This is a genomic window from Ensifer sp. ENS06 (genome assembly GCF_014852205.1).
GTDB lineage: Bacteria > Pseudomonadota > Alphaproteobacteria > Rhizobiales > Rhizobiaceae > Ensifer > Ensifer adhaerens.
Genome location: NZ_JACVBC010000005.1, coordinates 255,198 through 278,270, shown reverse-complemented (window position 1 = coordinate 278,270; position 23,073 = coordinate 255,198). Strand labels below are relative to the sequence as shown.

Sequence of the window (23,073 nt, the reverse complement as noted above, 5' to 3'; positions counted from 1 at the left end):
CGTCGGCCCTCTTAGAAGAACAGGCGTTCAAGCGGCCCCGCGGGCAGCGACAGGAGCAGCAGCTTGGCGAAGATCACCCACACGACAAAGCAGATCGCAATGCCGACGGGGAGCGAGAACCAAAGCTTGCGCTTGCCGAAACCGCGTGCGGTCAACGCGAACAGAATGCCGGTGGCGATCGAGAAGCCTGCAATGTTCAACAGCAGCATCTGGGCGGCAAGACCACCGACGATCCAGATAACCGGAGCGACTTCCTGGTGCTCACGCTCTGGAAAATCGCCGCGAAACGCTTCGATCGCGGTCCAGATCGCAAGGCCGAAAAGACAGCAGGCGATCGCATAGGGGACCGTCGTCGGCCCGACCTGGGAGTAGCCGGCAGCGCCCGTCAGGCGCGACACATCCCAGAAAATGAGTCCAGCGATAGCGGCGAGAACCACCGCGATGAAAAGCGCCGCCCGATCCGGGCGACGCGTTGCAGTTGAAGGGTGATGCCCCTTGATCATTTCACCAGTCCAATGTCCTTGAGAACGCCCTCGGTCGCCGCAACGTCCTTGTCGAGCTGGGCTTTGAACGCATCGCCGGCGAGATAGCTGTCCTGCCAGCCCTTGGTCTTCAGGACTTCCTGCCAGCCAGCGGACTTCGCAAGCTTCTCGATATCGGCGGTTACGGCAGCCTTCTGCTCGTCCGAGAGGCCCGGAGCAGCAGCGATCATGCGCCAGTTTTCGACAGTCACGTCGAGACCAGATTCCTTCAGCGTCGGAGCATCGACGCCGGCAAGGCGCTCGGCGCTAGATACGGCGAGCAGGCGAAGCGTGCCGGCCTTGACCTGCGATTCGAATTCGCCGTAGCCCGAGACACCGGCCGTAACCTGGCTGCCGAGGATAGCGGCAAGTGCTTCACCGCCACCGGAATAGGCGATGTAGTTGATCTTGGTCGGGTCGACGCCGGCCGCCTTGGCGATCAGGCCAACAGCGATGTGGTCGGTACCGCCGGCCGAGCCGCCAGCCCAGGACACGGCGCCCGGATCTTTCTTCAGGGCTTCGACGAGGTCGCCCATGGTCTTGATCTCGGACGAGGCCGGAACGACGACAGCTTCGTATTCGCCGGTCAGGCGCGCGATTGGCGTAACGTCCTTAAGGGTGACCGGGGACTTGTTGGTGAGGATTGCACCGACCATGACGTAGCCGCCGACGATCAGGGCGTTCGGGTTGCCCTTCTGCTGGCTTGCGAACTGGGCGAGACCGATGGTGCCGCCAGCGCCCGGGACGTTCTGAACCTGAACGTTGCCGGAGATGCCTTCCTGCTGCATGACCGTCTGCAGCGAGCGGGCCGTCTGGTCCCAGCCGCCGCCCGGGTTTGCCGGAGCGATGATCGTGTAGTCAGCGGCAACTGCCGGGAGCGACATGGCACCGGCGAGAATCGTTGCGAGGAAAATATGTTTCAAGGTCAGTCCTCCGTGAGGCGCGTTTTCACCGCGCACGTTGTTGCTGTGTGCGAACGGGAAGACGGCGACGGGCTCTTTACGACCCTTATCGCTTGACCGGATTGGTGGCTTCCTCCCAGTACGCAACCGGCGGCCCGCCTCCACGGGTGCCAGTGACCTTAAGGCACCATAGAAAGCTGACATTTAGCTGACATCAAGCCCCGAATGCGAAAATCCTGTCGCACCGTTTACGGAATTTTAGGTTCTCGCATGCGCTGACAGGCGATGTTGCCGGTCCCCGGCGTTCAAATTGAGGAAATTCCCGACCGGATTTCGCGACGGAACCACGAATCGCAACTGGGATATTGCCGCCAGCCGGCCCGAGCCTAGGTATCGAGCCTAGGTATGAGGAAGCAACGCCGACAAGGCGAAGACAGGTTTGCGCCGGCCCCGCCTGAAGGCGAGTTCCGGGCAAGGATGATTGGAGAGTAAATTCGATGGCGAAAGCGACGACCAAGGCCAAAATCAACGATGCGGCGGAAGACGCCACTTCTGCCTCCGGGCAGATCGACGCGAGGATCGCGGAGCTTGGCGACTGGCGCGGTGCGACGCTCGCGCAGATACGCAAGCTGATCAAGGAAGCGGATCCTGACGTCGTCGAGGAATGGAAATGGCGGGGCGTCCCGGTCTGGGAACATGCCGGCATCATCTGTACCGGCGAGACCTATAAAGCGGTTGTGAAAATGACCTTTGCCAAGGGGGCGGCGCTCGAGGATCCGGCCGGACTTTTCAACTCCAGCCTGGACGGCAATACCCGACGCGCCATCGATATCCATGAGGGCGAGGCGATCGACGAAGAGGCGTTGAAGGCATTGGTTTTGGCCGCCGTCGAACTGAACCTTTCCGCGCAGGCCCTACGCTCCGGGCGCTCGCGGAAGAAGGCTTAGGGCCGGAGCCTGGAGCGTTTCCAGCCTGACCGGGAGCGCCGCGCTCCCGGTCCACTGCCGTCAATGGAGCCTTAAAACTTCGTTCCATTTCGCAATCAGCCGTGAGCGCTTCACCTGATCTAGATAGACCATCAGGCCCGGGCTCACCGGGACCGGGCGCAACTGGCCGCCAAGCATCTCCTGCATGGTGTTGGCGGTGTTTTCGCCGGCGACCTCTGGGCTGACGGCCGGGATCTGCAACTCCCGCGCCATGATCGTCTGGCCTTCCTTCGACATGAAGAATTCAAGGTAGCGCCGGCCGAGGTCGGGGGAGGCGGCAGCTTGCGGGACGAGGCCGATGCGCGACATCACCACGGTGTAGTCCTTCGGCAGAACGATGCCGACATCCGGATGCCGTGCCGCCCAGTCGGCGGCGTAAGAGCCGAGGATGTTGTAGCCGAGCACGAAGCGGCCGTCGGCGACACGCTCGAGGATTGCTTCGCTGGTCGAGTAGAGCTTGACGCCGGCCGCACCCATGGCCTGGATGACATCCCATATATCGCCGAACTGTTCCTGGTCGCGTGACATGAAGAGGAAGCCGACGCCGGACCGCTCGATGTCATAGGTTCCGATCCTGCCGAAGACGGCCGCGCCCTGGCGCTTCAGGTAATCGACAAATTCCGCGCGCGTCGACGGCGGTTTCTCCTTGGTGAAGCTCGGCTTGTGATAGACGAAGACGGCAGGCTCGAAGGTCAGCGCATAAGCCGTGTTGCGCCAGTTGGCCCAGGCCGGCCAGCGGTCGCTCATCGGCAGGTCGCTGCGCTGGGCGTAACCGTCGTTGCTGAGCTTGACTTGCAGGTCCATGGCGGAAGAAAAGGCGAAGTCCGCCGTCTTCATTCCGGCGTCGGTCTCCTTGATGATGCGGTCGTAGATTTCTCCTGTCAGCATGTCCTCATAGCGCACGGCAACGTCCGGATTGGCCCGCTGGAAACCGATGATCATCGGCTTTGCGAGCGGCTCGTCGAGCGATGAATAGACGACCAGCGTGCGCACGTCCGCTTTGCCGGAAAGAGCTGGGAATATGATGGGAGCCGCAAGGAGCAGCTGGGGACAAAGGGCGAAAAAAAGAAAAGAAATCAAGAACGGCATGAATCCACAATGCCTCAGTGTCGCACCGTTCACAAGCAAGGCATCGGCGGATAAGGTGGTCGGGGGAGTGATGATAATTGCGTATCTTGCTTGTTGAGGACAACCAGGACCTGGCCGAGGGCCTATCGGCGATCTTGCGCGGCAGCGGCTATGCCGTTGACGTCGTCAGTGACGGTGCGTCGGCGCATGCGGTGGCCGCCACCGAAACGTTCGATCTTGTCATTCTCGATCTCAATCTGCCGGAAATGGATGGCCTCGATGTGCTGAGGGCGATGCGTGCTCGCCAGAACCGCGCCGCGGTCTTGATCCTGACGGCAAGGGGCGCGCCCGAAGAGCGGATCAAGGGGCTCGACCTCGGCGCCGACGACTACATGATCAAACCTTTCGACGTCGGCGAGCTCGAAGCGCGCGTGCGCGTGCTCTTGCGCCGTCAGGCGGGCCTCAGGGCCTCGACAGTCAGTTACGGCAATGTGTCGCTCGATCTCAACACCCGCAGCTTCTCGTCCGGCGGCGCGCCGATCGAGATCCCGGCGCGCGAGCTCGGACTTCTTGAGCTTCTGTTCATGCGTGCCGGCAAGGTGGTCGCCAAGGATGCGATCATGCAGTCGCTGACAGGGTTCGACGACGACTTGAGCTCCAACGCGATCGAGCAATATGTCAGCCGGCTGCGCAAGCGGCTCGCACCGCATGGGCTGACCGTGCGCACCGCTCGCGGCATCGGCTACTATCTCGACAAGGCGGCCGGGCCGGAATGAGGACGACGGTCTATTCCCTCCGCCGGCGCCTGCTTGGCTGGCTTTTGATCTCGACGGTGGTGATCGGGGTCATTGCACTGATGGATACCTATCGCGAGGCGGTCACGACCGCCAACGTCGTTTCCGACCGTGTGCTTGCCGGCTCGGCGCTGGCAATCGCCGAGCGCGTGGTCGTGGCGGAAGACGGATCGCTCGAAGTCGACATCCCCTATGTTGCGCTGGAAATGCTGACGTCGGCCGCGCAGGACCGGGTGTTCTACCGGGTCGACGGGCCGCCCGGCCAGTTCATCACCGGTTACCAGACGCTGCCGTCGCTGGCGGAGGAGCCGGGCGCATCGACCACCTTTGCGGATTCGATCTTCCGCGGCGAACCGATCCGCATCGCCGCCCTTCGCCGCTCCGCGTCAACCGGCATCAATTCCGTGCCCTTCGTGGTCACGGTTGCCGAAACGACGATCGCGCGCCGACATCTGGCGCAGACGATCCTGGTGCGCTCGGCGCTCCGCCTCGGCATGATGATTGCCGGCGCTGCCGTGATCGTCTGGATCGCTGTCACGTTTTCCTTGCGCCCGCTCTACAGGCTGGGTGACGCGATCTCGGAGCGCAGTCCGGACGATCTGCATCCGATCGGCGAGCGGGTTCCGAACGAGGTCCAGGGCCTCGTCGATACGGTCAATTCCTTCATGGGGCGCTTGCAGTCGGCGCTCGATGCGCTTCGCAATTTTACCGGCAATGCAAGCCACCAGCTGCGCACGCCCCTCGCAATCATCCGCACGCAGCTCGCCCTGGCGCAACGCGCCGGCTCGATCGAGGAGACGAGAAGTGCTGTGAAAAAGGCCGACGAGGCGGTCGCCAATGCCGAGCGCATTCTGGGGCAGTTGCTGCTGATGGCGAAGATCGACGCTGCCGGCAAGGACGAAACCGGTTCGCTCGAGCGCATCGATTTGGTCGAACTGGTGCGGGAGATAACGGCAGAGCATGTGCCGGCGGCCGGCGACGCGGATATCGATCTCGGCTTTGACGGTGAGGGTGAGGCTTTCATCCGCGCCGAGCCGTTGCTCATCGGTGAACTCCTCAAGAACCTGATCGGCAACGCGCTGCTTTATGCCGGCCGCGGTGCGGAAGTGACGAGCCGTGTCTTTGCGCGGGAGGTTTCGGTGTCGCTGGAGGTGGAGGATAACGGACCCGGCATTCGGCCGGAATTGCACGAGACGGTGCTCAGGCGTTTCGAGCGCGGCGGCAGTGATGCTCCGGGCTCCGGGCTCGGGCTGCCGATCGTCGAAGAAATTGCCGAGCTTTACGGCGCGACGACCAGCCTCAGCGAGGGGGCTGACGGCCGCGGCCTCAAGGTGACCATCCGCTTTCCAGCGGGCTAAGCACGAATAGGCTCAACCCGGCGCCGCCAAATGCGGGCCGGTTAAGCGAAAGCCATCTGCGAGCGGTCAGCCGACACGTTCACAGGGCTGGGGCAATTCAGGTTTTTTGGGGTCTTGCTTAGCGGCCGCGGTGGCCGAAGAAGGAAGCTGTCTCGCGGGTCTGTACCCGCAGCATCGCGTTCCAAAGCTGAAGAACGAAACGCGGCTGAAACTGGCTCGCAAGCTTGCGCTGCGACAACATGGGAAGTCTCCAATAGTTTTGAACGCCTGTCTTATAGTGCATCGCCAAGGATCTTGCCAGAGCGCGTGCGCCGGGGCAGCCCTGCGCGCCAAGCATATGTGGAAAACGGCTTGAGACTGGCGATATAGCCTTCTGAACAAAATAAAATGCCGGGATGACTTTCGTCATCCCGGCCAGTTGGCTTCACTGGGAGGAGAGTATTGCTTATAGGACTCAGGCCTTCTTGCGGTTCTTCTGTCGATAGACGTCGATGACGACAGCCGCGACGATGATCAGGCCCTTGACGATTTCCTGGTAGTAGGCGTCGACCCGAAGGAAGGTGAAGCCTGAGGTCATGACGCCAAGAATGATGGTGCCGATGACCGTGCCGGTGACCCGGCCGACGCCACCCGTTAGCGAGGTTCCGCCGATAACGGTCGCGGCGATCGCGTCCAGTTCGTACATAACGCCCATGCCGGCCTGTGCGGTCTGGGCACGGGCGGCGGTGACGACACCAGCCAGCCCGGCCAGCATGCCGGCGATGGCATAGACCTTGATCAGGTGCGCCTCGACATTGATGCCGGAGACACGGGCTGCCTGCACATTGGCGCCGATCGCATAGGTGAACTTGCCGTAGCGGGTGTAGCGCAGCGCGATGTGGAAGATGAGCGCGACGACCAGGAAGACGATGACGGGCCAGATGCCGGTTCCGATGAAGTTGAACTGATCGGTGAGGCCCGAGACCGGCTGGCCCTTGGTGTACCACTTGGAAATGCCGCGTGCCGAAACCATCATGCCGAGTGTGGCGATGAAGGGCGGGATTTTGGTGCGGGCGATCAGCTGACCGTTGATAAAGCCGGCAAGTAGCCCGATGCCGATGCCAAGCCCGATCGGAACGATTGCCGGCATGTCGGTCAAGGATGGATAGAGCGCGCGCGGCCAGGTGGAGGCCTGGGCGACGCTTGCCGAGATCATCGCCGTCATGCCGACGACGGAGCCAGAGGACAGGTCGATGCCGCCGGTGATGATGACCTGGGTCACGCCGACGGCGATGATGCCGATCACGGACACCTGCAGGATCATGATCGTCAGGCGCTGCGGGTTCATGAGGAAGCTCTGGCCGACGAAAATCCAGCCGAGGATCTCATAGACCAGCGCGATGCCGATCAAGACCAGGAAGATGTTGAATTCAGGCGGCAAGCGGCGCCTTGTCCCTGAGAGCGGTGCGCTCGCGCCCTGTGCGGCGACATTGGTATCCATTTTCAGTCCTCCCTTTGGGGTCGTTTCCCGCTCAGCTCGCGGCGAGCTCCATGACCTTGATCTGGGTTGCTTCAGCCCTGTCGAGGAAGCCGGTGACGCGGCCCTCGTGCATGACCATGATGCGGTCGCTCATACCGAGGACCTCGGGCATCTCCGAAGAGATCATGATGACGGCGACGCCGTTGCGCGCGAGTTCGGTGACCAGACGGTGTATTTCCGCCTTGGCGCCGACATCAATGCCGCGTGTCGGCTCGTCGAGGATCAGGATGCGCGGATTTGTGAGCAGCCAGCGGCCGATCAACACCTTCTGCTGGTTGCCGCCCGAGAGGTTCTCGATGCGCTCCTGCAGGTTCGGCGTCTTGACACGCAGCTTCCGGCTCATCTCTTCGCAGGCCGCAGTGACCTGTTTTTCGGTAACGAAGCCGCCCTTGACGAAGCGGTCCTGAAGCACGGCGATCTGCATGTTTTCGAGAATATCGAGGATCAGGAGACAGCCGGTGTCCTTGCGGTCTTCGGTCAGAAACGCCATGCGGTTGCGGATCGCCGTGTTCGGACTGTCGATCGAAAGGGTCTTTCCGTCGATCGAAATCGCGCCGGAGCTTGCAGGCGTGACGCCGAAGAGGGTTTCGGCGACGTTCGAGCGCCCGGAGCCGACGAGACCGGCAATGCCGAGGATTTCGCCGGCGCGCACGTCGAAGGAGACGTCGCGGAAGACGCCGTCAAGCGCGAGGTTCTTGACCGACAGGACAACGTCGCCGATCGGCACTTCCTCCTTCGGAAACATCTGGGTGATCTCGCGACCAACCATCATGCGGATGATGTCGTCGCGGGTAACGTCGCTCGACGCGTGCGTGCCGATGAACTTGCCGTCGCGAAACACCGAGAACTCGTCGGCGATCTCGAATAGCTCGTTCATCTTGTGGGTGATGTAGACGATGCCGATGCCCTGTTCGCGCAGGTCCCGAATGATTTCGAAGAGGTGGGCGACCTCGCGCTCGGTCAGCGCAGACGTCGGCTCGTCCATGATCAACACGTCGGATTCGTAGGAGACCGCCTTGGCGATCTCGACCATTTGGCGGTTGGCCACTGACAGGTGACGCACTTCGATTTCAGGATCGATCTTGATCTTCAGGCGATCGAACAGGCGGGCGGTGATGCGCTTCATCTCGCCGTGATCGACAAAGCCAAAGCGGTTCTTCGGTTCCCGGCGGATCCAGATGTTTTCCGCGACCGTCATGAACGGCATCAGGTTCAGCTCCTGATGGATCATGGCGATGCCGTTTTCGAGGGCGTCGAGCGGCGACTTCAGCCGGATTTCGGCACCTTTAAGCTTCACGTCACCTTTGTCGGGCGTGTAGATGCCGGCGAGGATCTTCATCAGCGTCGATTTGCCGGCGCCGTTTTCGCCCATCAGCGCATGGACCGTGCCGCGCTTAAGCTTGAACTCGACATCGTCGAGCGCGACGACACCAGGGAATTCCTTGCGGATCCCTTCCGCAGAAAGAAGATATTCGGCTTTGGGTACCGCGCCGCTGGCGCGCACGGCTGCCATCGTTGTCGGACTGAGCGTCATGTTCCTTGCCTCCCCGTCGTTTCCGGCTGTCGCGGAAAGTCCTCGTCGCTGGCGGGTGACCAGCCCATCTTACCGCATGCGGCATCCATTGGACGCAGGCATTTGCGGACGGACCTGCATTTTAAAGGGGGAGCGCGGGTTTGCCCGCGCTCCCGACTGTGGCGATCAGTTCTTCGCCTGGTACTTGTCGAGGTTGTCCTTGGTGACGAGTTCGAAGGGAATGTAGACCTTCTTGTCCACCGGCTCGCCCTTTGCGAGCTTCAGTGCGGCGTCGACCGAGCCCTTGCCCTGGCCGGCGGCGTTCTGGAACACCGTGACGTCAAGGTCGCCGGCAGCCATCGCAGCGAGCGCATCCTGCGTAGCGTCGATGCCGCCGATGACGACGCTGTCCATCGAACGACCCGCGGCCTTCAGCGCCTGGATCGCGCCGATCGCCATTTCGTCGTTGTTGGAGATGACGGCGTCAAACTCAAGACCGGCCGAAAGCCAGTTCGTCAACAGGTCCGAGCCCTGCGTACGCGACCAGTTGGCGGTCTGCTCCTCGACGATCTCAATGCCCTTGCACTGGTCGGTGGCAAGTACGTCGTGGATGTCCTTGGTGCGCATGCGGGCGGCCTGGTTGGACAGTTCGCCCATCATCACGACGGCCTTGCCCTTGCCGCCAAGCATCTTGCAGATTTCCTGCGTCTGCAGCGTGCCGGACTCCTGCTCGTTCGATGCCACGAAAGCCTGCTTTTCCGGCAGCGTGTCAACGTTGACCGGTTCGCGGTTGACGTAGACGAGCGGGATGCCGGCATCCGCTGCGATCTTCGACATGGCAGCCGTCGCATCCGTATCGACCGGGTTGACGATGATCGCGGTCACGCCGGCGGCGATGAAGTTCTGGATCTGGCTCTGCTGCTTGGAGACGTCGTTCTGCGCGTCTTCGATCTGCAGTTCGACGCCATCGAGCGTCTTGGCGTAGTCGGACATGCCGTTGCGCAAGACCGTCAGGAAGTTGTCGTCGAAAAGGGCCATGGATACGCCGATGGTCTCGGCATGGGCTGCCGTCGACATCATCATCGCCAGCGCTGTGCTGAGCACAAATTTCTTCATTGTCTTTCTCCTCCACAATGGTGCCCGGCGACACCTTCTCCTGCCGGGGACGCAATGCCGGATTGCGCTCATTCATTTCAAAAGCGGCACTCCCGCTGCGCTTTCGAGTAAAACGGAATAAACGAACCAGTAAATTGCGATTACGGAATATGTATTCCATTTTATACGGGCGCCGTCAAGGCCTGATGCGGCGCCCACTGTTGATTTGCCGGCCTCGCGCCGGGGGAGCTTAGATATGGCTTCGGATGTAATCCACGCTCTGTCCCACCGCGGCGGCGGGATCCGCCAATCCGTGGACTTCGGCGGCGAATGGCTCAAAGGAAAGCGGCCCCCCATAACCCGCCGCGCGCATGCGCCGAATCTGTCCGACATTGTCGAGCAGGTCGCTCCGATCGACGAGAACGCGGTGCGAATCACGCAGATCCGCCACCGCGACACGTTCATCCGCGACCCCGGAAATGTGGATGAGGCCGGTCATCTCAGGATAGATTGCAGGTTCGCCGGCGAGGTGGTGGTGGAACGTGTCGTGCACCAGTCGGAAGATCTTCTCACCGTCGACGGCCTTGATGGCCTCAACAGCCTCCGTCTTCGAGCGCAACGAGCAGATCTCGAAGCCGAGCGGTTCGACGAGGCCGATGATTCCGGCCGTTTCGAGCATCGGTTTCAGTGCGGAAAGAGCCTCGCGAAGATTTGCCTGGCGCTCGCCATCGGCCTGGCCCGTGCCGTCGTTTACGGGAACTAGGACAAGGGCCTTGGCGCCGCAGTCGCGCGCATAGGCGATCAGTTCTTCGGCTTCGGCCTGACGGGCCTCGTTCCATTCGTTGAAACGTTGAAGGGCATTGATCGAGATGATCGTGATGTCGTGACGGCTGGCGAGGGCGGCGACGTCGTTTGCGGGCGTGCCGTCGAGGATTGCGTTGCCGGCGAGATCGTTGCGGATTTCGACGGATGAAATGCCGAGGGATCTGGCGAGTTCGAAAAAGTCGCGAAGCGGTAGATTCGGCGTCGTCATGTGATTGAGGGCGAAGGGCAGGGCGGTCACGGGAATGTCTCCTCCAGTGGGGTGGGCCAAAGGCTATAAATAGAACGTTCATTCCATTTATTGCCTTGCGGACAATTCACCAACTGTTGGAGCGCCGTCAAAGACCAGAGTGGTCAAAGGTCTTGCATTGCTGCAAGATTGTCTTTCGTCAATGATGGAAATACATCATCAATGACATTGAATTCGCATAGTTGCAGCCCGAAAGTGTGGTGGCGTTTGGGGGCAACAAGCGGGGCCGATCGAAGTTGGCAATTGCATTTGTGAAGGCGAGATGATTTCTGGCGGAACGGTTGGTCGAGGACTTCGGTAGATTGAGACAACGGAATGAACGTGCAGGACGAGGTATCTCTGGAAGCAAGACGCGCATGGCAACCGAACTGGGGCGCCAAGATCGGGGCGACTTTTTTTGTGCATCAAGCATTCCCGTGGCTTCGGCACTACTTCGGCAATGCGCCCCTTCAGTCAACCCTGTCTCCTTCGCTCGATGGGATCGTCTCCTGGGGCGGCCGATTGCCCGCGATTGCCGCCGACCGCATCGCGCGCCTAAGAAGGCTGCCGCACTGGCACCTTGAGGATGGTTTTCTTCGTTCCGTGGGTTTGGGAAAAGAAGGCAGTATCCCTATTTCAATCGTTATTGACGACAAGGCGCTACCTGTCGATGCAGGGCGTGCGTCGCGTTTAGAGTTGCTGATCGCTGAAGCGGGTCGTACGGCGCCTCCTGACAAGGGGGCCACCATCCGCGAAGCGTTGGTTAGCAACAAGCTCTCCAAATACAACAATCTGCCACATTGTGCTCCGCGCATCGAACGCACGACTCGGCGCAGGATATTGCTGGTTGACCAAGTATACGGGGACGTTTCCGTCGCAAAGGCGCTTGGATCGCAAGCGTCTTTCAATCGCATGCTAGACGACGCCCTCGATAGCGGCGCTCAATGTGTTGTTCGCACTCATCCTGATGTGCTTGCCGGTCATCGAAAAGGTTACATGACAGAGCGGGCTGCCAAGACGCCCGGCGTCATCTTGATGGCAGACAAAGTTTCGGCGGCCTCGATCCTTGATATCGTCGATGAGGTCTGGACGGTGTCCAGCCAAATGGGATTCGACGCTCTTCTGCGTGTGCTGCCCGTTCGGTGTTATGCAACACCATTTTATGCAGGTTGGGGCCTCACTGAAGACCGGGGCGGCATGTCTTCGCAGACCGCGCTCCACCGCAGGTCTGCTACACGCCCGACGCTCGACCAACTCACCTTTGCAGCATTAAGTCTCTACCCAGTCTATCGTCACCCCCTGACATGGAAGCAATTGGACGCGTTGACCGCTATCGACCACTTGGTGAGGGAAATTCGCGACGCGCGGGGGAACGCGTAAAGTCTATCACTCGCGCAACCATTCAATACCTATACATTCTCAGGCGTGAAGAGGTCGAACGGAAGGAAGGTTTGCCCCGGCGCCCCGGTCGGGCCTTTGTCGATCGCCTGGATCATCAGGTTGATCGTTTCACGCGCGAGGGCGGCCGTCGGGGTCGATATCGCCAGGGTCACGACATCATCGCCAAGGGCCGCACGGGAATCCGGCGTCAGCTCGTTTACGACCGCGATCAGTTTTCCCTCAAGCTTCTCCTCGCGGATCGCCGAGATCGCTCCTTCCATGCCGCCGCCGCAGACATAGAAGCCGATCAGGTCCGGGTGACGCTGCAGCAGATTGAGTGTCGCTTCATGGGTGATCTCGGCGGTGTCGAGGTTGACCATCGTATCCAGCACTTCGAAATCGGGTGCGTGCTCGCGAAAATAGGAACGAAAGCCAATCTCCCGAAGCTCGTGGCCGAGAAAGCGGTGGCTGCCGACGAAGGCCGCGACCTTGCCGGGGCGCTTGGCCGCCTTTGTGATCATCCACGCGGCTGTGCGGCCGACCTTGTGATTGTTGAGGCCGACGTAGCCCTCGCGAACGCCGGCGGCAAAATCCGAAAGCAGGGAGAAGACCGGGATGCCGCGCTCCTTAAGTTCCTCAATTGCGGTGGTCACGGCCGGGTAATCGGGAGCGACAAGCGCAATGGCCTGGTTCCGCGCCGCAGCGGCCCGGAGCTTTTCCGTGATGGCCGATGGGGTGGAGTTTGCCACGAAATCGATCTGGGCGAAGACGCGGGCATGCGAGAGCGACAGTGCCGCGATTTCGATTTCCTTCGCAACGGTTTGATAGAAGGCCTGCTCCGGCTTTTGCAGCACAAAGCCAAGCCTGTATTGCGGCAGGTCTTCAAAGACGCGCTGCCGGATCAAGCCCACGGCGTGATAGCCGATTGATTTAGCAGCCTCATAGACCCGGCGCGCGGTTTCCTCGCGCACGGGATGGCGCCCGTTGAGTACGCGGTCGACGGTGGCGACGCTGACGCCGGCAGTACGCGCAAGGTCGGCAATGGTCGGACGGTTGCTCATCGTGGCTCCTGATAGGTTTGTATCACGCGTGAAATGCGGGTTATGACATCATTTGAGAGAATATATCATTGCTGCATTGAGGCCTAGCAAAAGTCAACCTATCGTCATTGCACGACATGAGACGTCGCCGGCCAGATCGGGTCGGACCGCGGGGAGGAGCGCAAATGACGATGATGCCGACGAAGCGAGACTATAGCCTGCTTGGCCGGGATGCCCAGGCGGCGGTCGCCAGCGGTCTCTCGGCCGCAGAGTGGTATCACACCGACATTCCGCGCAAGCAGATGAAGGAACTGATGAAGCGCGAGGATGGGCCGGCCATCCGCGACACTGCGATCTGGCTCGGTTGTCTCGTTCTGTTCGGTGCACTCGGCATCACCTTCTGGGGCACGTGGTGGGCCGTTCCGTTCTTCCTTGCCTATGGCGTTCTCTACGGTTCCGCCTCCGATAGCCGCTGGCATGAATGCGGCCATGGCACGGCGTTCAAGACGATGTGGATGAACGATGCCGTCTACCAGATCGCTTGCTTCATGATCATGCGCAATCCGGTCACCTGGCGCTGGAGCCACACGCGCCACCATACGGATACGGTGATCGTCGGCCGGGATCCCGAAATCGCGGTCATGCGGCCGCCGGATCTGCTGCGCCTCGTCCTCAATTTCTTCGGCGTGCTCGACGTTTGGCACGCGATGATCGACATGGTGCGTAACACTTTCGGCATCATCAGCGCCGAGGAAGCGACTTTCATCCCTAAAATGGAGCAGCCGAAGGCGATCCTGGTCGCACGCATATGGTTTGCGATCTATGCGGCCACCATTGCCGCCTGCGTCTATCTCGGCTCGATCCTGCCGCTGATGCTGATCGGTCTGCCGAGGCTCTATGGCGCCTGGCACCATGTGCTGACTGGGTTGCTGCAGCATGGCGGTCTTGCCGACAACGTGACCGACCATCGGCTGAACAGCCGCACAGTCTACATGAACCCGGTGAGCCGCTTCGTCTATTGGAACATGAACTACCATGTGGAACACCACATGTTCCCGATGGTGCCTTATCACGCGCTGCCGAAGCTGCACGCCATGATCAAGCATGATCTGCCGGAGCCGAACCCGTCGATGCTGGACGGCTACCGAGAAATGATCCCGGCCTTTCTGCGGCAGTTGCGGAACGAAGATTACTTCCTGAAGCGCGAGCTGCCGGCGACGGCAAAGCCCTACCGGGAAGAATTTCACAGCGATGCGATCGTGCACGCAGCCGAATAACCAACCGATGCCAGGAAATGGGAGGAAATAATGAGCGGAAACTGGGTTGAAGTCTGCGCAGCGGACGAAATCGACGGAGAAGATGTGATCCGTTTCGATCACGACGGACGCACCTTTGCTGTCTACCGCAGCCCGGACGACGAGTATTTTGCCACCGACGGGCTCTGCACCCACGAGCATATTCATCTCGCCGATGGCCTCGTGATGGACGACATCATCGAATGTCCGAAGCACAACGGCCGCTTCAACTACAAGACCGGCCAGGCCAAGGGCGCGCCCGTTTGCGTCAACCTGAAGACCTATCCGGTGAAGGTCGAGGCCGGAAGCGTGTTCATCGCGCTCGGCTGAAGCCGCTCTCGATAGGATTGGGCTCGCCGCGGCGGGCAGGGAGGTTGAGATGGGTTCCATCGTCATCGTGGGCGCCGGCGAATGTGGCGCAAGGGCCGCCTTTGCCCTCAGGGAAAAGCAATACGACGGTAAGATCAGACTGATCGGCGCGGAACCGCATCTTCCCTATGAGCGGCCGCCTCTTTCGAAGGAAGGGCTCAAGGCAGAGGTCGCGCCGAAATATGTCGCTGATGCCGAGCGCTACGCGGCAGCAGGGATCGAAGTGCTGACGGATATCCCGGTCATGGCCATCGATCGCGCCGAAAAGCGCGTGATGCTCGCCGACGGAAGCTGCATCGCCTATGACCGGCTGTTGTTGACGACCGGTGCGCGAGCGCGAACCATCGCCGGTTTAGATGAGGCGTCACGCCGCATCCGCACGCTAAGAACCCATGCCGATTCTGAAGAGATCCGCCGCGAACTTTCGCCCGGTCGCAAGCTTGCGATCATCGGCGGTGGCTTCATCGGTCTGGAGCTCGCCGCTACGGCGCGCTGGCTCGGTGCTGCCGTATCGCTTATCGAAGGGTTGCCGCGCATCCTTTCGCGCGGCGTGCCGGAGGAGATCGCTGCAATTGTTTCCGCGCGGCATCGTGCCGAAGGCGTCGACATACGATGCGACGCGAAGATCGAACGTATCGACGCGGACGAGGACCGTGCGCGGGTCGTTCTCGCCGGCGGCGAGACAATTGAGGCCGATCTCGTCGTCGTTGGCATCGGCGCGGTCCCGAACACGGACCTTGCAGCCGTCGCCGGCCTTTCAATCGAGAACGGCATCGCGGTCGACGCAACGCTTCAAACCAGCGACCCGGATATCTATGCCGCCGGCGATTGCTGTTCGTTCCCGCTCTGTCACTATGGTGATCGTCGGATACGTCTTGAGGCGTGGCGCAATGCGCAGGATCAGGGAACGCTCGTTGCCGGCAATCTGCTCGGCGGTCGCGAGGCGATCACCAGCGTGCCGTGGTTCTGGTCCGACCAGTATGAACTGACGCTGCAGATCGCGGGGCTTGCCGAGGGTGCTGCAACGACCGTGCGGCGCGAACTTACCGACGATGCCTTCATTCTTTTCCATCTCGACGATACCGGTCGGCTGCTTGCGGCCTCCGGCATCGGACCGGGCAATGCGGTCGCGCGCGACATTCGGCTTGCAGAAATGCTGATTGCAGCCCGAAAACGGCCGGATCCGGAGGCGCTCATCTCGCGCGATACCAAGCTCAAAGCACTCCTCGCTGCCTAGCGCGAGCGGCAAATCTCGTCCTGTTTCCATGATTTCCGGAGCCGTCTCATGAAAAGCCACCGTCCGACCGTTGCCGATCTCTTGTCGATGAAAGGCGAGCGCCAGCTCACCATGCTGCGCGTTGAAACGCTGGATGAAGCCGAAGCGGCAGAAGCCGCCGGCATCGACCTCGTTTCGGTTCCCCCGACGCTCTTAGGACCGGAGTTTCGCGAGGTGGCGCCCACCTGCTTTGCCTTTCCGGGCCTCGAGTATGGCGACTACGTCACGGCGGAGGAGTACATGCGCGCGGCCTTCAAGGCGCTGAAGGCCGGCGGTGATGCGGTCTATTGTGCCGCGGGACTTTCCACCGTCCGGCGGATGCGCGAGGAGGGCATTCCTGTCTGCGGTCATGTGGGTCTCATCCCGTCCAAGGCCACCTGGACCGGCGGCTTTCGCGCCGTCGGAAAGACCGCGGCGAGTGCCCTCGAGATCTGGCGGCAGGTCAAGGCGCTTGAAGAGGCCGGAGCCTTCGCGGCGGAAATCGAGGTCGTTCCTGGAGATGTTGCAGGGGCGATCAGTGCCAGAACTTCGATGCTGATGCTTTCGATGGGAGCGGGTTCCGGCTGCGACGCCCAATATCTATTTGCCGCCGACGTGCTCGGCAGCAATCGCGGCCACGTGCCACGTCACGCCAAGACATACCGCAACTTTGCCGCCGAATATGACCGGCTTCAGCGCGAACGGATCACCGCGTTCTCGGAGTTTGCCGAGGATGTGCGCTCGGGCAGCTACCCGCAAGAGGGACACCTCGCCGGCATTGACGGCGCGGAATTGCGCGCGTTTCTGGCCGAACTCGAGCGCGGCTAAAGCCGTATGGCTTGCGCGGAAGAGGGGGCTTGGTATATTCCACGCGCCAATTCAACTTTTCTTTCCGCGACGGATCACGATTTGAGCGCCCTTCTTCAGGACAGTCTCACCTTTGTCGGCTTGCTGGCTGCGATTTATGCAGCGACGGTGGCGCTGTACTTCATCCTGGGTTACGGCATCACCTGGCTCAACGACCGCAATCCCGAGCGCCGCATCCAGAAGGGGCGGCGCGGCGAGAAGCGCAAGGCGATCGAGATCCGCCAGAGCATGGCCTCGATCCTCGTCACCTGCACGTCAGTCGCGATAGGCCTTTTCGTCCAGTACAAGGGATGGACCCTGTTCTCGCCCTGGGAGTTCAGCTGGTGGACGGCCGTTCCGCTCTTCGTGTTCTGCATGGTGCTCTTCGACGCCTGGTTCTATTTCGCCCACCGGCTGCTGCACACCAAGCTCCTCTATAAATACCACCTGCTGCATCACCGCAGCGTCGCGCCGACGGCCTGGAGCAACGATTCGATCGGCTTGGTCGATACCGCTATGAGCCAGGGCTATTACGCCGTGATCACATTCCTCGTGCCGTTCCCGCCGATCATCCTCCTGGCCCACCGCCTGTTCGATCAGATCAACGGCACCTTCGGCCACGCCGGCTTCGAATATTTCGCGTCACGCACGGCGCGGTATCCTTCGCCGATGCTTTGCACCACCTACCACGACCAGCACCACGCCGAATTCAAATACAACTACGCGAACTATTTCTCGTTTTGGGATCGCGTGATGGGGACCGTCGCGCCGAACTATGATCGACGGGTGGAGGCGTTTGAAGGGGATGCACCAGCGCTGAAGCTGCGAAAGGCGGCAGGTGTAACGGGCGTGGCTGAAGGGTCGAGGGCCGACTGAAGTGTTCTTGTTTCTGCGGATCGCTTTCAAAAGGCCTTGACCTAAACTGGTTCGGCTGCCGATTTTGTTGTTTTTGATCGACTTTTTTGCGAAGTGAATGGCTCGATTGAGATATGAAGCCGCTCCAGGCGGCTGATGGATGGGAGTAGATGGCCGAGCCATCGCAGGATGAATTCAGCGTTGCGATGAAGCATGGTGCGGGGCATTACGCTGACCGGCCGGTGACATTGCTGGTGCGCGACCCCAACCATCGCCTCGGGCGGCGGCCGCGGATTGCGCTGAGGCGCCAAGACCGGACGCCCAACACGGTGTTCCGCTCTTTCCTCATCGACGGGCGAGGCCGTGGGCGCTTCTATGGCTGGATGCCGGTGCACTTGCAGGCGATGACCTTGCTCGTCGATGACGCAACCGCAAACAAGGCAGGGATTGAGCCGCAGATTACGATGCGGCGGATGTCGTTGATCGAGGTCGCAGTTCTCATCGCCTTGCGGCGGACACTGGCACTTCTGCACATCGTCTCGCTCTTTCTCGCAGGGAACAGGAAAGGGGCAGAGTTTTGCTTCGTCCGGCAATGCGATGCGCTTTCCGCCCCTGACTACCAAGACTGGGTCGAGGCCCAGACGCTGGCGGCGCAGCACGCGAACCGGGACGATCCGCGCAACTGGCCGCGAAGGCCGCACATCCTCGTTTCGATAGAGGGCGGGGACAATGCTGCTGTCGCCGAAACCCGGGCGTCGCTTGCGGCACAGAGCTGGCGCGATTTTCACGAGTTGCCGGCGAGGGACGCGATCAAGATGGCGGAGGCTGGCAAAAATCTCGACGATCTCCTCTGGCTTCGGCTGCCAGCGGGCATGCACGTTACAGCGAATGCCCTGGAGAGGCTGGCCCGGCCTTTTGCCCTCTCAACCGATGTCGCGGTCGTCTATTGCGACGAGGACCATATCGACGGCCGCGGAAGGCGCTTCGCTCCCTTTTTCAAGCCGGCTTGGAACGAGCCGCTAGCTGTTTCCGGATGGCTGCCGCTCGAAGGGGCGCTTTTTCGCCTTTCCGACATACCTGAAGGTATTGACCTGGAACATGCGCCGGCTGCTCTGATTGCCCCTGCCGTCGCGCGGGCAAAGTCGGGGCAGATACTGCATCTGCCCGAGATTCTGCTGCACCGAGGACTGTCGTGCCGTCGTAGCGGTGATATCTCAAAGACCGTTCAGCCGATACGGGTGGGTCCGTCAGTCAGCGTGATTATACCGACGCGCGACAGAGCCGATTTGCTCGACGCGTGCCTAAAGGGGCTCTTTGAGCGCACGGCGCCAGCTGACCTAGATGTGCTCGTGATCGACAACGGAAGTGTCGAGCCGGCTACGCTGGAACTGTTTACGCGCTACGAGCAGTCCGGTTTCATCCGCCGGATACCGCTTCCGGGCGACTTTAACTTTTCTCGGGCATGCAATATTGGCGTTGATGCCGCACGGCACGACCTCATCCTTCTTTTAAACAATGACGTGGAACCCATCGACCGCCACTGGTTGGAGCAGTTGGCGGGGGAGCTCGATGATCCGACGGTTGGAGCTGCCGGCAACTTACTGTTATTCCCGGATGGCTTCGTTCAACACGGCGGGGTCACGCTCGGCGCAGGTACGGTCGCTCGGCACAGCTTTCATTTTCTTGATCCGAAGGGGCGGGGCGACAAGGGGCTACTCAGTCAACGCCGCGACATGTCGGCGGTGACCGCAGCCTGTCTGATGACGCGCAAGGAGCTCTGGAACCGGCTTGGCGGCATGGACGAACAAAACCTGACTGTCGCCTATAATGATGTGGACTATTGCCTGAAAGTTCGAGGAGCGGGGTTCCGAATCGTCTGGACGCCGGCCGCAGCGATGTTGCATAGAGAGAGCGTTTCGCGTGGGGCCGATGACACGCCACAGAAACTTGAGCGTTTCGCACGGGAGGAACGAACCATGCATGAACGCTGGAGCGACGCTTTGAATGCCGATCCACATTATAATCCAAACCTTTCGCTCATCGCCGAAGACTTCGTTCTCGAGGCCTATCCGAGGAATCTGGCGCCGAGGTCGAGCGTTTGACGAGCGTGCGCGAATGGTTGGCCTGTTGGATCGAGCAGCAATTACCACAGCCGCGCCTTCGGCAGGGGGCAAGCGGGGGCCCGCGGAGGCCGGTGAAGCGGATTATCGTTTTCGGTCGAATACCGAACCCGACCTTTGACTATTATCTTGCAGCTCGCCTCGGGGCACCCGACATGCCGCCGTATGAGGTTGCAGATATCCGCGGCAGTGAAACACGGGTTCTGGATGCCGATGGGGCCTTCGTTATTCTATGCCGTTATGCGTCTCCATCCGTTTTGCGCTGGATCGAACGAAATGTGGGACATCTTTCAGGCGTAGGCCTGTTCCTCGACGACGACATCCCTGCGGTTGTAACGGGCAAAGACGCAAATCTTTCCTATCGCCTATCCCTCTGGTATCTAGCGCTTTGGCCGCTTCGCCACCTGAGCCGGCACCTGGATATCGTCTGGGCCTCGACACCGCACCTTGCCTCACGGTTGGCGGGGGCGAAGGCAGTGGTCTTACCCCCTGCACCGTTAAAGGCTTTTTGGATGAACGCTGCCGACGATGTCGATGTCTGTGGTGAGCGGAACGGTGAAGTTCTGATTGCCTATCACGCAACAGGTGTGCACTTGGAGGAGCATCGATTTCTCCGACCAATTATCACGGAGGTTTTGCGTGAACGACCGCAGGCCCGGTTCGAAGTGTTTGCAGATCGACGTGCAAGCGCAATCTGGCAGGGAGCCGATCGTGTAGAAATCCGCAAGCCGATGTCATGGAGGGCATATTTGGCTGACGCGAGCGCTCGGTGTATCGACATCATGCTCGTACCATTGGCGCCCTCGCATGTGAACGACAGTCGCGCACCGACGAAACGTATTGACGTTGCAAGATACAAGGCCGCCGGTGTGTTCTCCGCCGGTGCGGCTTATGGCGAACCGTCAGGTGGTCCAGAAGTGCGCCTCGCCTATGATCGCGCCCGTTGGAGTGAGATAATCGTCCAACTTGTTGATGATCTTGACCGACGCCGTAGGGCGGCAGCTGCGACTCGTACGGCTGTTTCGAAAATGTCCGATTCGGCGGAAATAGGGTTCAGGGACCTTTTGAGCCGATAGAAGTATGAGCTTCACGCCACGATAGCGGCTGTTTGTGCGAGAAATTCGCCATTGTGGCGGTGCCAAATAGGTCAACGGGTTTCAAGATTGCTTCTCCGGAGATAGTGGCACATTACCCCAGCATTACTGGTTCCGAACTCCACTACATCTTTACATCTCTGGCAACTACCTTGGCGTTTGAAGTGCTTGGAGGGCGTGACACGTCGAATTGTGCGACAATTAACGCATAAGTCTTGAAGAAGCTGCAGTTCTTATCGACGAAAAGAGCGGCCCCCTTGAACGGGGGGCCGCCTTTCTCGTTCTGCCGATGATGCCATTTTGCTGGTTCTGCCGCTAACACGTGGGATGGGAGCAATTTTAACGTCACCAAGCAGGGGCACTCAACTCAATTGTGTTCCAGAGTTCAGGCAATCCGAACGTCGCGAAGCGCTTGTTTTGCAGGAAGTTCGAATAGCTCGCGATGAGCACCTACTGCGTACATTCTAGCGCCAGCCTCGACCGCTCGCGACTGCTGCAATTCTATAGGCATCTTAAACGATACAACAAACGGTATCCTATTCGGTCCCAAATCGCCGCGGTTCGGCCGATGCAGCAGCTCGCCGGAGAATCTATTCCCGCCAACGATCAAACAGTATTGGTCGTGCGGAACTGCGATGTCATGCCATCCCACCGCTGTCATAATGAAGGTATTATCCGCCCTCACGCCGTGTACGTAATCGACACATGCGTCCGCAATCGGCGTCGTGAACCACGTTTCGTCGTTTGAGTGGGTGGCCGCAACCGGATTGCGACCCGTTGGCGGAATATAACCATCCCTTCGGCTCATTCTGAATGTGATAAAATTGGTGCCCGCGAACAAATGGTCGAGTTGTTCAATGACTTGATCCGGAACCCAACCTTCTACGTATGTGAGCTCGGCCGTTGACGATGTTACAAACTCAAAAATTCTATTTGCAGCCCAATCATGCATCGACAGGTCGACAAGGCGCGCCCAAAATTTCGCAATATCTTGCTCGGCGCCAACAACAAAAGCACTGTTTGGCTGAGCCTTGATTGTATCAGAAGCCAAATCGTCTAGTCGCTTGTAAACTCCTGCCGCGACCAAGAGTGATCCCATTCCGCTCTTCCCGTTTCCAGGAGGATCAAAATTGAAGATGATTGATTGTCTTCGCCGACGGATGTGAAACACTCTACGGTCGATTGCGTCTCCCATCTGTTTAACGGAGTCTCCATCGTAAAATAGCTCAAAATTGAGCTTCCGTACGGTGGAGCGCAAATGGCCCTTTGTGAAGTACTTCTTTGGACCGTCCCAACGTTCGTGAGTGATAAATGAAACGGTCGGGTCGTCGGTCGCACCGATGCCACATTCAAGTATAAGTACGCCATCTTCTGTGAGAAGACCGATCGCCTTTTCTAGAATCTTTTCCTGATCTTCAGCGTAGTGAATCGCTGACGCGAAAAGTATCACATCAAACTTCTCTTCGGAAGTATCCAGATACTCATCCCATCCAGACCTGATAAACTCGACATCGGGAAAGTGAGAGGTCGCCTTTTCAATTGCGTCCGGTTCATAGTCGACGCCGACCACTCGAGACGCACCAGAAAATCTTGCAGCTCCACAAAAAAAACCTTCGTTACATCCGAGATCTAGGAAAGATTTTCCTCTCAACTCGGGAAGGCGGATAGCAGCCAATTTACCTATAGAATCGGAGGCCGATGGACCATTAAGGCTCTGATAGTTCATTGAAATTCCCATATTCTCCCATTGTATTCGCCTTTATGCCATAACTATACAAAGTAAACAAACAGAACGTTATGATCGTCGGCAACTGAGGCGGCAGAGCTTAGCGCCTCGTTGGGTGCCTTGGTCCAAAGGTTTTGTGAAAATTTGTCGGACAGCGCGGCGAAGAATAAGGAGAGCAATGGCTGCAAAAGCGCAGCTTTTTAGGGCGTGGCCAGATGCGCATCAGAACGCCGCACGCCTTAGTTTGCACGATTGGTACCTTACGATAGGCCAACAGTGGGGGAGA

The 23,073-nt window shown here is 59.9% G+C and carries 21 protein-coding genes; 11 read left to right on the top strand and 10 right to left on the bottom strand.

Going from position 1 to position 23,073, the window contains the following annotated elements:
• Positions 1-11 precede the first annotated feature (11 nt).
• Together IB279_RS20365 and IB279_RS20360 are read right to left on the bottom strand one after the other, a co-directional pair.
• Positions 12-503: a tripartite tricarboxylate transporter TctB family protein gene (locus tag IB279_RS20365; RefSeq protein WP_034800575.1), complete on the bottom strand. Its 492-nt coding sequence runs from the start codon at positions 501-503 to the stop codon at positions 12-14.
• Entirely contained in the window at positions 500-1,444 is a 945-nt protein-coding gene (locus IB279_RS20360) for a tripartite tricarboxylate transporter substrate binding protein (RefSeq protein ID WP_192339702.1), read from the bottom strand. Before IB279_RS20360 ends, IB279_RS20365 begins: the two co-directional genes overlap by 4 nt.
• Before the next feature lie 476 nt (positions 1,445-1,920).
• Here IB279_RS20360 and IB279_RS20355 point away from each other — a divergent pair, with 476 nt between their 5' ends.
• Positions 1,921-2,370, top strand: coding sequence for a DUF1801 domain-containing protein (locus tag IB279_RS20355; protein WP_192339700.1), 450 nt, complete (start codon positions 1,921-1,923; stop codon positions 2,368-2,370).
• Between the two features lie 60 nt (positions 2,371-2,430).
• On the opposite strand, the gene IB279_RS20350 is transcribed toward IB279_RS20355, so the two are convergent.
• Positions 2,431-3,498: an ABC transporter substrate-binding protein gene (locus tag IB279_RS20350; RefSeq protein WP_192339698.1), complete on the bottom strand. Its 1,068-nt coding sequence runs from the start codon at positions 3,496-3,498 to the stop codon at positions 2,431-2,433.
• 77 nt (positions 3,499-3,575) lie between these two features.
• Here IB279_RS20350 and IB279_RS20345 point away from each other — a divergent pair, with 77 nt between their 5' ends.
• Positions 3,576-4,253: a response regulator transcription factor gene (locus tag IB279_RS20345; protein WP_034800583.1), complete on the top strand. Its 678-nt coding sequence runs from the start codon at positions 3,576-3,578 to the stop codon at positions 4,251-4,253.
• Positions 4,250-5,629 (top strand): sensor histidine kinase, encoded by a 1,380-nt coding sequence (locus tag IB279_RS20340; RefSeq protein WP_060610334.1) that lies wholly within the window; start codon positions 4,250-4,252, stop codon positions 5,627-5,629. The genes IB279_RS20345 and IB279_RS20340 overlap by 4 nt, the downstream gene beginning before the upstream one ends.
• A 118-nt stretch (positions 5,630-5,747) precedes the next feature.
• On the opposite strand, the gene IB279_RS37715 is transcribed toward IB279_RS20340, so the two are convergent.
• From IB279_RS37715 to IB279_RS20320, 5 genes are all read right to left on the bottom strand, one after another.
• A complete protein-coding gene (locus tag IB279_RS37715; protein ID WP_255381084.1) occupies positions 5,748-5,870 on the bottom strand; it encodes a hypothetical protein in 123 nt (40 codons plus the stop codon).
• Between the two features lie 213 nt (positions 5,871-6,083).
• Positions 6,084-7,109, bottom strand: coding sequence for an ABC transporter permease (locus tag IB279_RS20335; RefSeq protein WP_034800589.1), 1,026 nt, complete (start codon positions 7,107-7,109; stop codon positions 6,084-6,086).
• A gap of 31 nt (positions 7,110-7,140) precedes the next feature.
• Positions 7,141-8,682 carry a sugar ABC transporter ATP-binding protein gene (locus tag IB279_RS20330; protein ID WP_060610340.1) on the bottom strand — a complete coding sequence of 514 codons (1,542 nt, stop codon included), beginning with the start codon at positions 8,680-8,682 and terminating at the stop codon, positions 7,141-7,143.
• 165 nt (positions 8,683-8,847) lie between these two features.
• Positions 8,848-9,777, bottom strand: a complete 930-nt coding sequence (locus tag IB279_RS20325; protein ID WP_060521028.1) for a sugar ABC transporter substrate-binding protein — start codon at positions 9,775-9,777, stop codon at positions 8,848-8,850.
• A gap of 229 nt (positions 9,778-10,006) precedes the next feature.
• Entirely contained in the window at positions 10,007-10,819 is an 813-nt protein-coding gene (locus IB279_RS20320) for a TIM barrel protein (protein ID WP_192339696.1), read from the bottom strand.
• A 324-nt stretch (positions 10,820-11,143) separates the two neighbouring features.
• Between IB279_RS20320 and IB279_RS20315 the strand changes: the two genes are divergently transcribed.
• Complete coding sequence (locus IB279_RS20315; RefSeq protein ID WP_192339694.1) at positions 11,144-12,187, top strand: capsular biosynthesis protein; 1,044 nt, start codon at positions 11,144-11,146, stop codon at positions 12,185-12,187.
• 29 nt (positions 12,188-12,216) lie between these two features.
• On the opposite strand, the gene IB279_RS20310 is transcribed toward IB279_RS20315, so the two are convergent.
• Complete coding sequence (locus IB279_RS20310) at positions 12,217-13,248, bottom strand: LacI family DNA-binding transcriptional regulator (protein WP_192339692.1); 1,032 nt, start codon at positions 13,246-13,248, stop codon at positions 12,217-12,219.
• A gap of 164 nt (positions 13,249-13,412) precedes the next feature.
• Between IB279_RS20310 and IB279_RS20305 the strand changes: the two genes are divergently transcribed.
• The 7 genes from IB279_RS20305 (at position 13,413) to IB279_RS20275 (ending at position 21,043) form a co-directional block, all read left to right on the top strand.
• Positions 13,413-14,504 carry a fatty acid desaturase family protein gene (locus IB279_RS20305; RefSeq protein WP_192339690.1) on the top strand — a complete coding sequence of 364 codons (1,092 nt, stop codon included), beginning with the start codon at positions 13,413-13,415 and terminating at the stop codon, positions 14,502-14,504.
• A gap of 30 nt (positions 14,505-14,534) precedes the next feature.
• Entirely contained in the window at positions 14,535-14,852 is a 318-nt protein-coding gene (locus tag IB279_RS20300) for a MocE family 2Fe-2S type ferredoxin (protein ID WP_192339688.1), read from the top strand.
• A gap of 49 nt (positions 14,853-14,901) precedes the next feature.
• On the top strand, positions 14,902-16,128 hold the full coding sequence (locus IB279_RS20295) for an NAD(P)/FAD-dependent oxidoreductase (RefSeq protein ID WP_192339686.1): 1,227 nt from the start codon (positions 14,902-14,904) through the stop codon (positions 16,126-16,128).
• 48 nt (positions 16,129-16,176) lie between these two features.
• Positions 16,177-16,974, top strand: coding sequence for a 3-methyl-2-oxobutanoate hydroxymethyltransferase (locus tag IB279_RS20290; protein ID WP_192339684.1), 798 nt, complete (start codon positions 16,177-16,179; stop codon positions 16,972-16,974).
• Positions 16,975-17,055: 81 nt separating this feature from the next.
• Entirely contained in the window at positions 17,056-17,868 is an 813-nt protein-coding gene (locus IB279_RS20285; protein WP_246802051.1) for a sterol desaturase family protein, read from the top strand.
• A 149-nt stretch (positions 17,869-18,017) separates the two neighbouring features.
• On the top strand, positions 18,018-19,949 hold the full coding sequence (locus IB279_RS20280; RefSeq protein WP_192339680.1) for a glycosyltransferase: 1,932 nt from the start codon (positions 18,018-18,020) through the stop codon (positions 19,947-19,949).
• 92 nt (positions 19,950-20,041) lie between these two features.
• Positions 20,042-21,043 carry a hypothetical protein gene (locus IB279_RS20275; RefSeq protein WP_192339678.1) on the top strand — a complete coding sequence of 334 codons (1,002 nt, stop codon included), beginning with the start codon at positions 20,042-20,044 and terminating at the stop codon, positions 21,041-21,043.
• Positions 21,044-21,446: 403 nt separating this feature from the next.
• On the opposite strand, the gene IB279_RS20270 is transcribed toward IB279_RS20275, so the two are convergent.
• Positions 21,447-22,787 (bottom strand): trans-aconitate 2-methyltransferase, encoded by a 1,341-nt coding sequence (locus IB279_RS20270; protein ID WP_192339676.1) that lies wholly within the window; start codon positions 22,785-22,787, stop codon positions 21,447-21,449.
• Positions 22,788-23,073 lie beyond the last annotated feature (286 nt).

Excerpts from the sequence above, each read along its gene's own strand:
- IB279_RS20365 (WP_034800575.1), bottom strand. The coding sequence starts at position 503 with ATGATCAAGGGGCATCACCCTTCAACTGCAACGCGTCGCCCGGATCGG.
- IB279_RS20355 (WP_192339700.1), top strand. The coding sequence starts at position 1,921 with ATGGCGAAAGCGACGACCAAGGCCAAAATCAACGATGCGGCGGAAGAC.
- IB279_RS20350 (WP_192339698.1), bottom strand. The coding sequence starts at position 3,498 with ATGCCGTTCTTGATTTCTTTTCTTTTTTTCGCCCTTTGTCCCCAGCTG.
- IB279_RS20340 (WP_060610334.1), top strand. The coding sequence starts at position 4,250 with ATGAGGACGACGGTCTATTCCCTCCGCCGGCGCCTGCTTGGCTGGCTT.
- IB279_RS37715 (WP_255381084.1), bottom strand. The coding sequence starts at position 5,870 with ATGTTGTCGCAGCGCAAGCTTGCGAGCCAGTTTCAGCCGCGTTTCGTT.
- IB279_RS20335 (WP_034800589.1), bottom strand. The coding sequence starts at position 7,109 with ATGGATACCAATGTCGCCGCACAGGGCGCGAGCGCACCGCTCTCAGGG.
- IB279_RS20330 (WP_060610340.1), bottom strand. The coding sequence starts at position 8,682 with ATGACGCTCAGTCCGACAACGATGGCAGCCGTGCGCGCCAGCGGCGCG.
- IB279_RS20325 (WP_060521028.1), bottom strand. The coding sequence starts at position 9,777 with ATGAAGAAATTTGTGCTCAGCACAGCGCTGGCGATGATGATGTCGACG.
- IB279_RS20315 (WP_192339694.1), top strand. The coding sequence starts at position 11,144 with ATGAACGTGCAGGACGAGGTATCTCTGGAAGCAAGACGCGCATGGCAA.
- IB279_RS20310 (WP_192339692.1), bottom strand. The coding sequence starts at position 13,248 with ATGAGCAACCGTCCGACCATTGCCGACCTTGCGCGTACTGCCGGCGTC.
- IB279_RS20305 (WP_192339690.1), top strand. The coding sequence starts at position 13,413 with ATGACGATGATGCCGACGAAGCGAGACTATAGCCTGCTTGGCCGGGAT.
- IB279_RS20300 (WP_192339688.1), top strand. The coding sequence starts at position 14,535 with ATGAGCGGAAACTGGGTTGAAGTCTGCGCAGCGGACGAAATCGACGGA.
- IB279_RS20295 (WP_192339686.1), top strand. The coding sequence starts at position 14,902 with ATGGGTTCCATCGTCATCGTGGGCGCCGGCGAATGTGGCGCAAGGGCC.
- IB279_RS20290 (WP_192339684.1), top strand. The coding sequence starts at position 16,177 with ATGAAAAGCCACCGTCCGACCGTTGCCGATCTCTTGTCGATGAAAGGC.
- IB279_RS20280 (WP_192339680.1), top strand. The coding sequence starts at position 18,018 with ATGGCCGAGCCATCGCAGGATGAATTCAGCGTTGCGATGAAGCATGGT.
- IB279_RS20270 (WP_192339676.1), bottom strand. The coding sequence starts at position 22,787 with ATGAACTATCAGAGCCTTAATGGTCCATCGGCCTCCGATTCTATAGGT.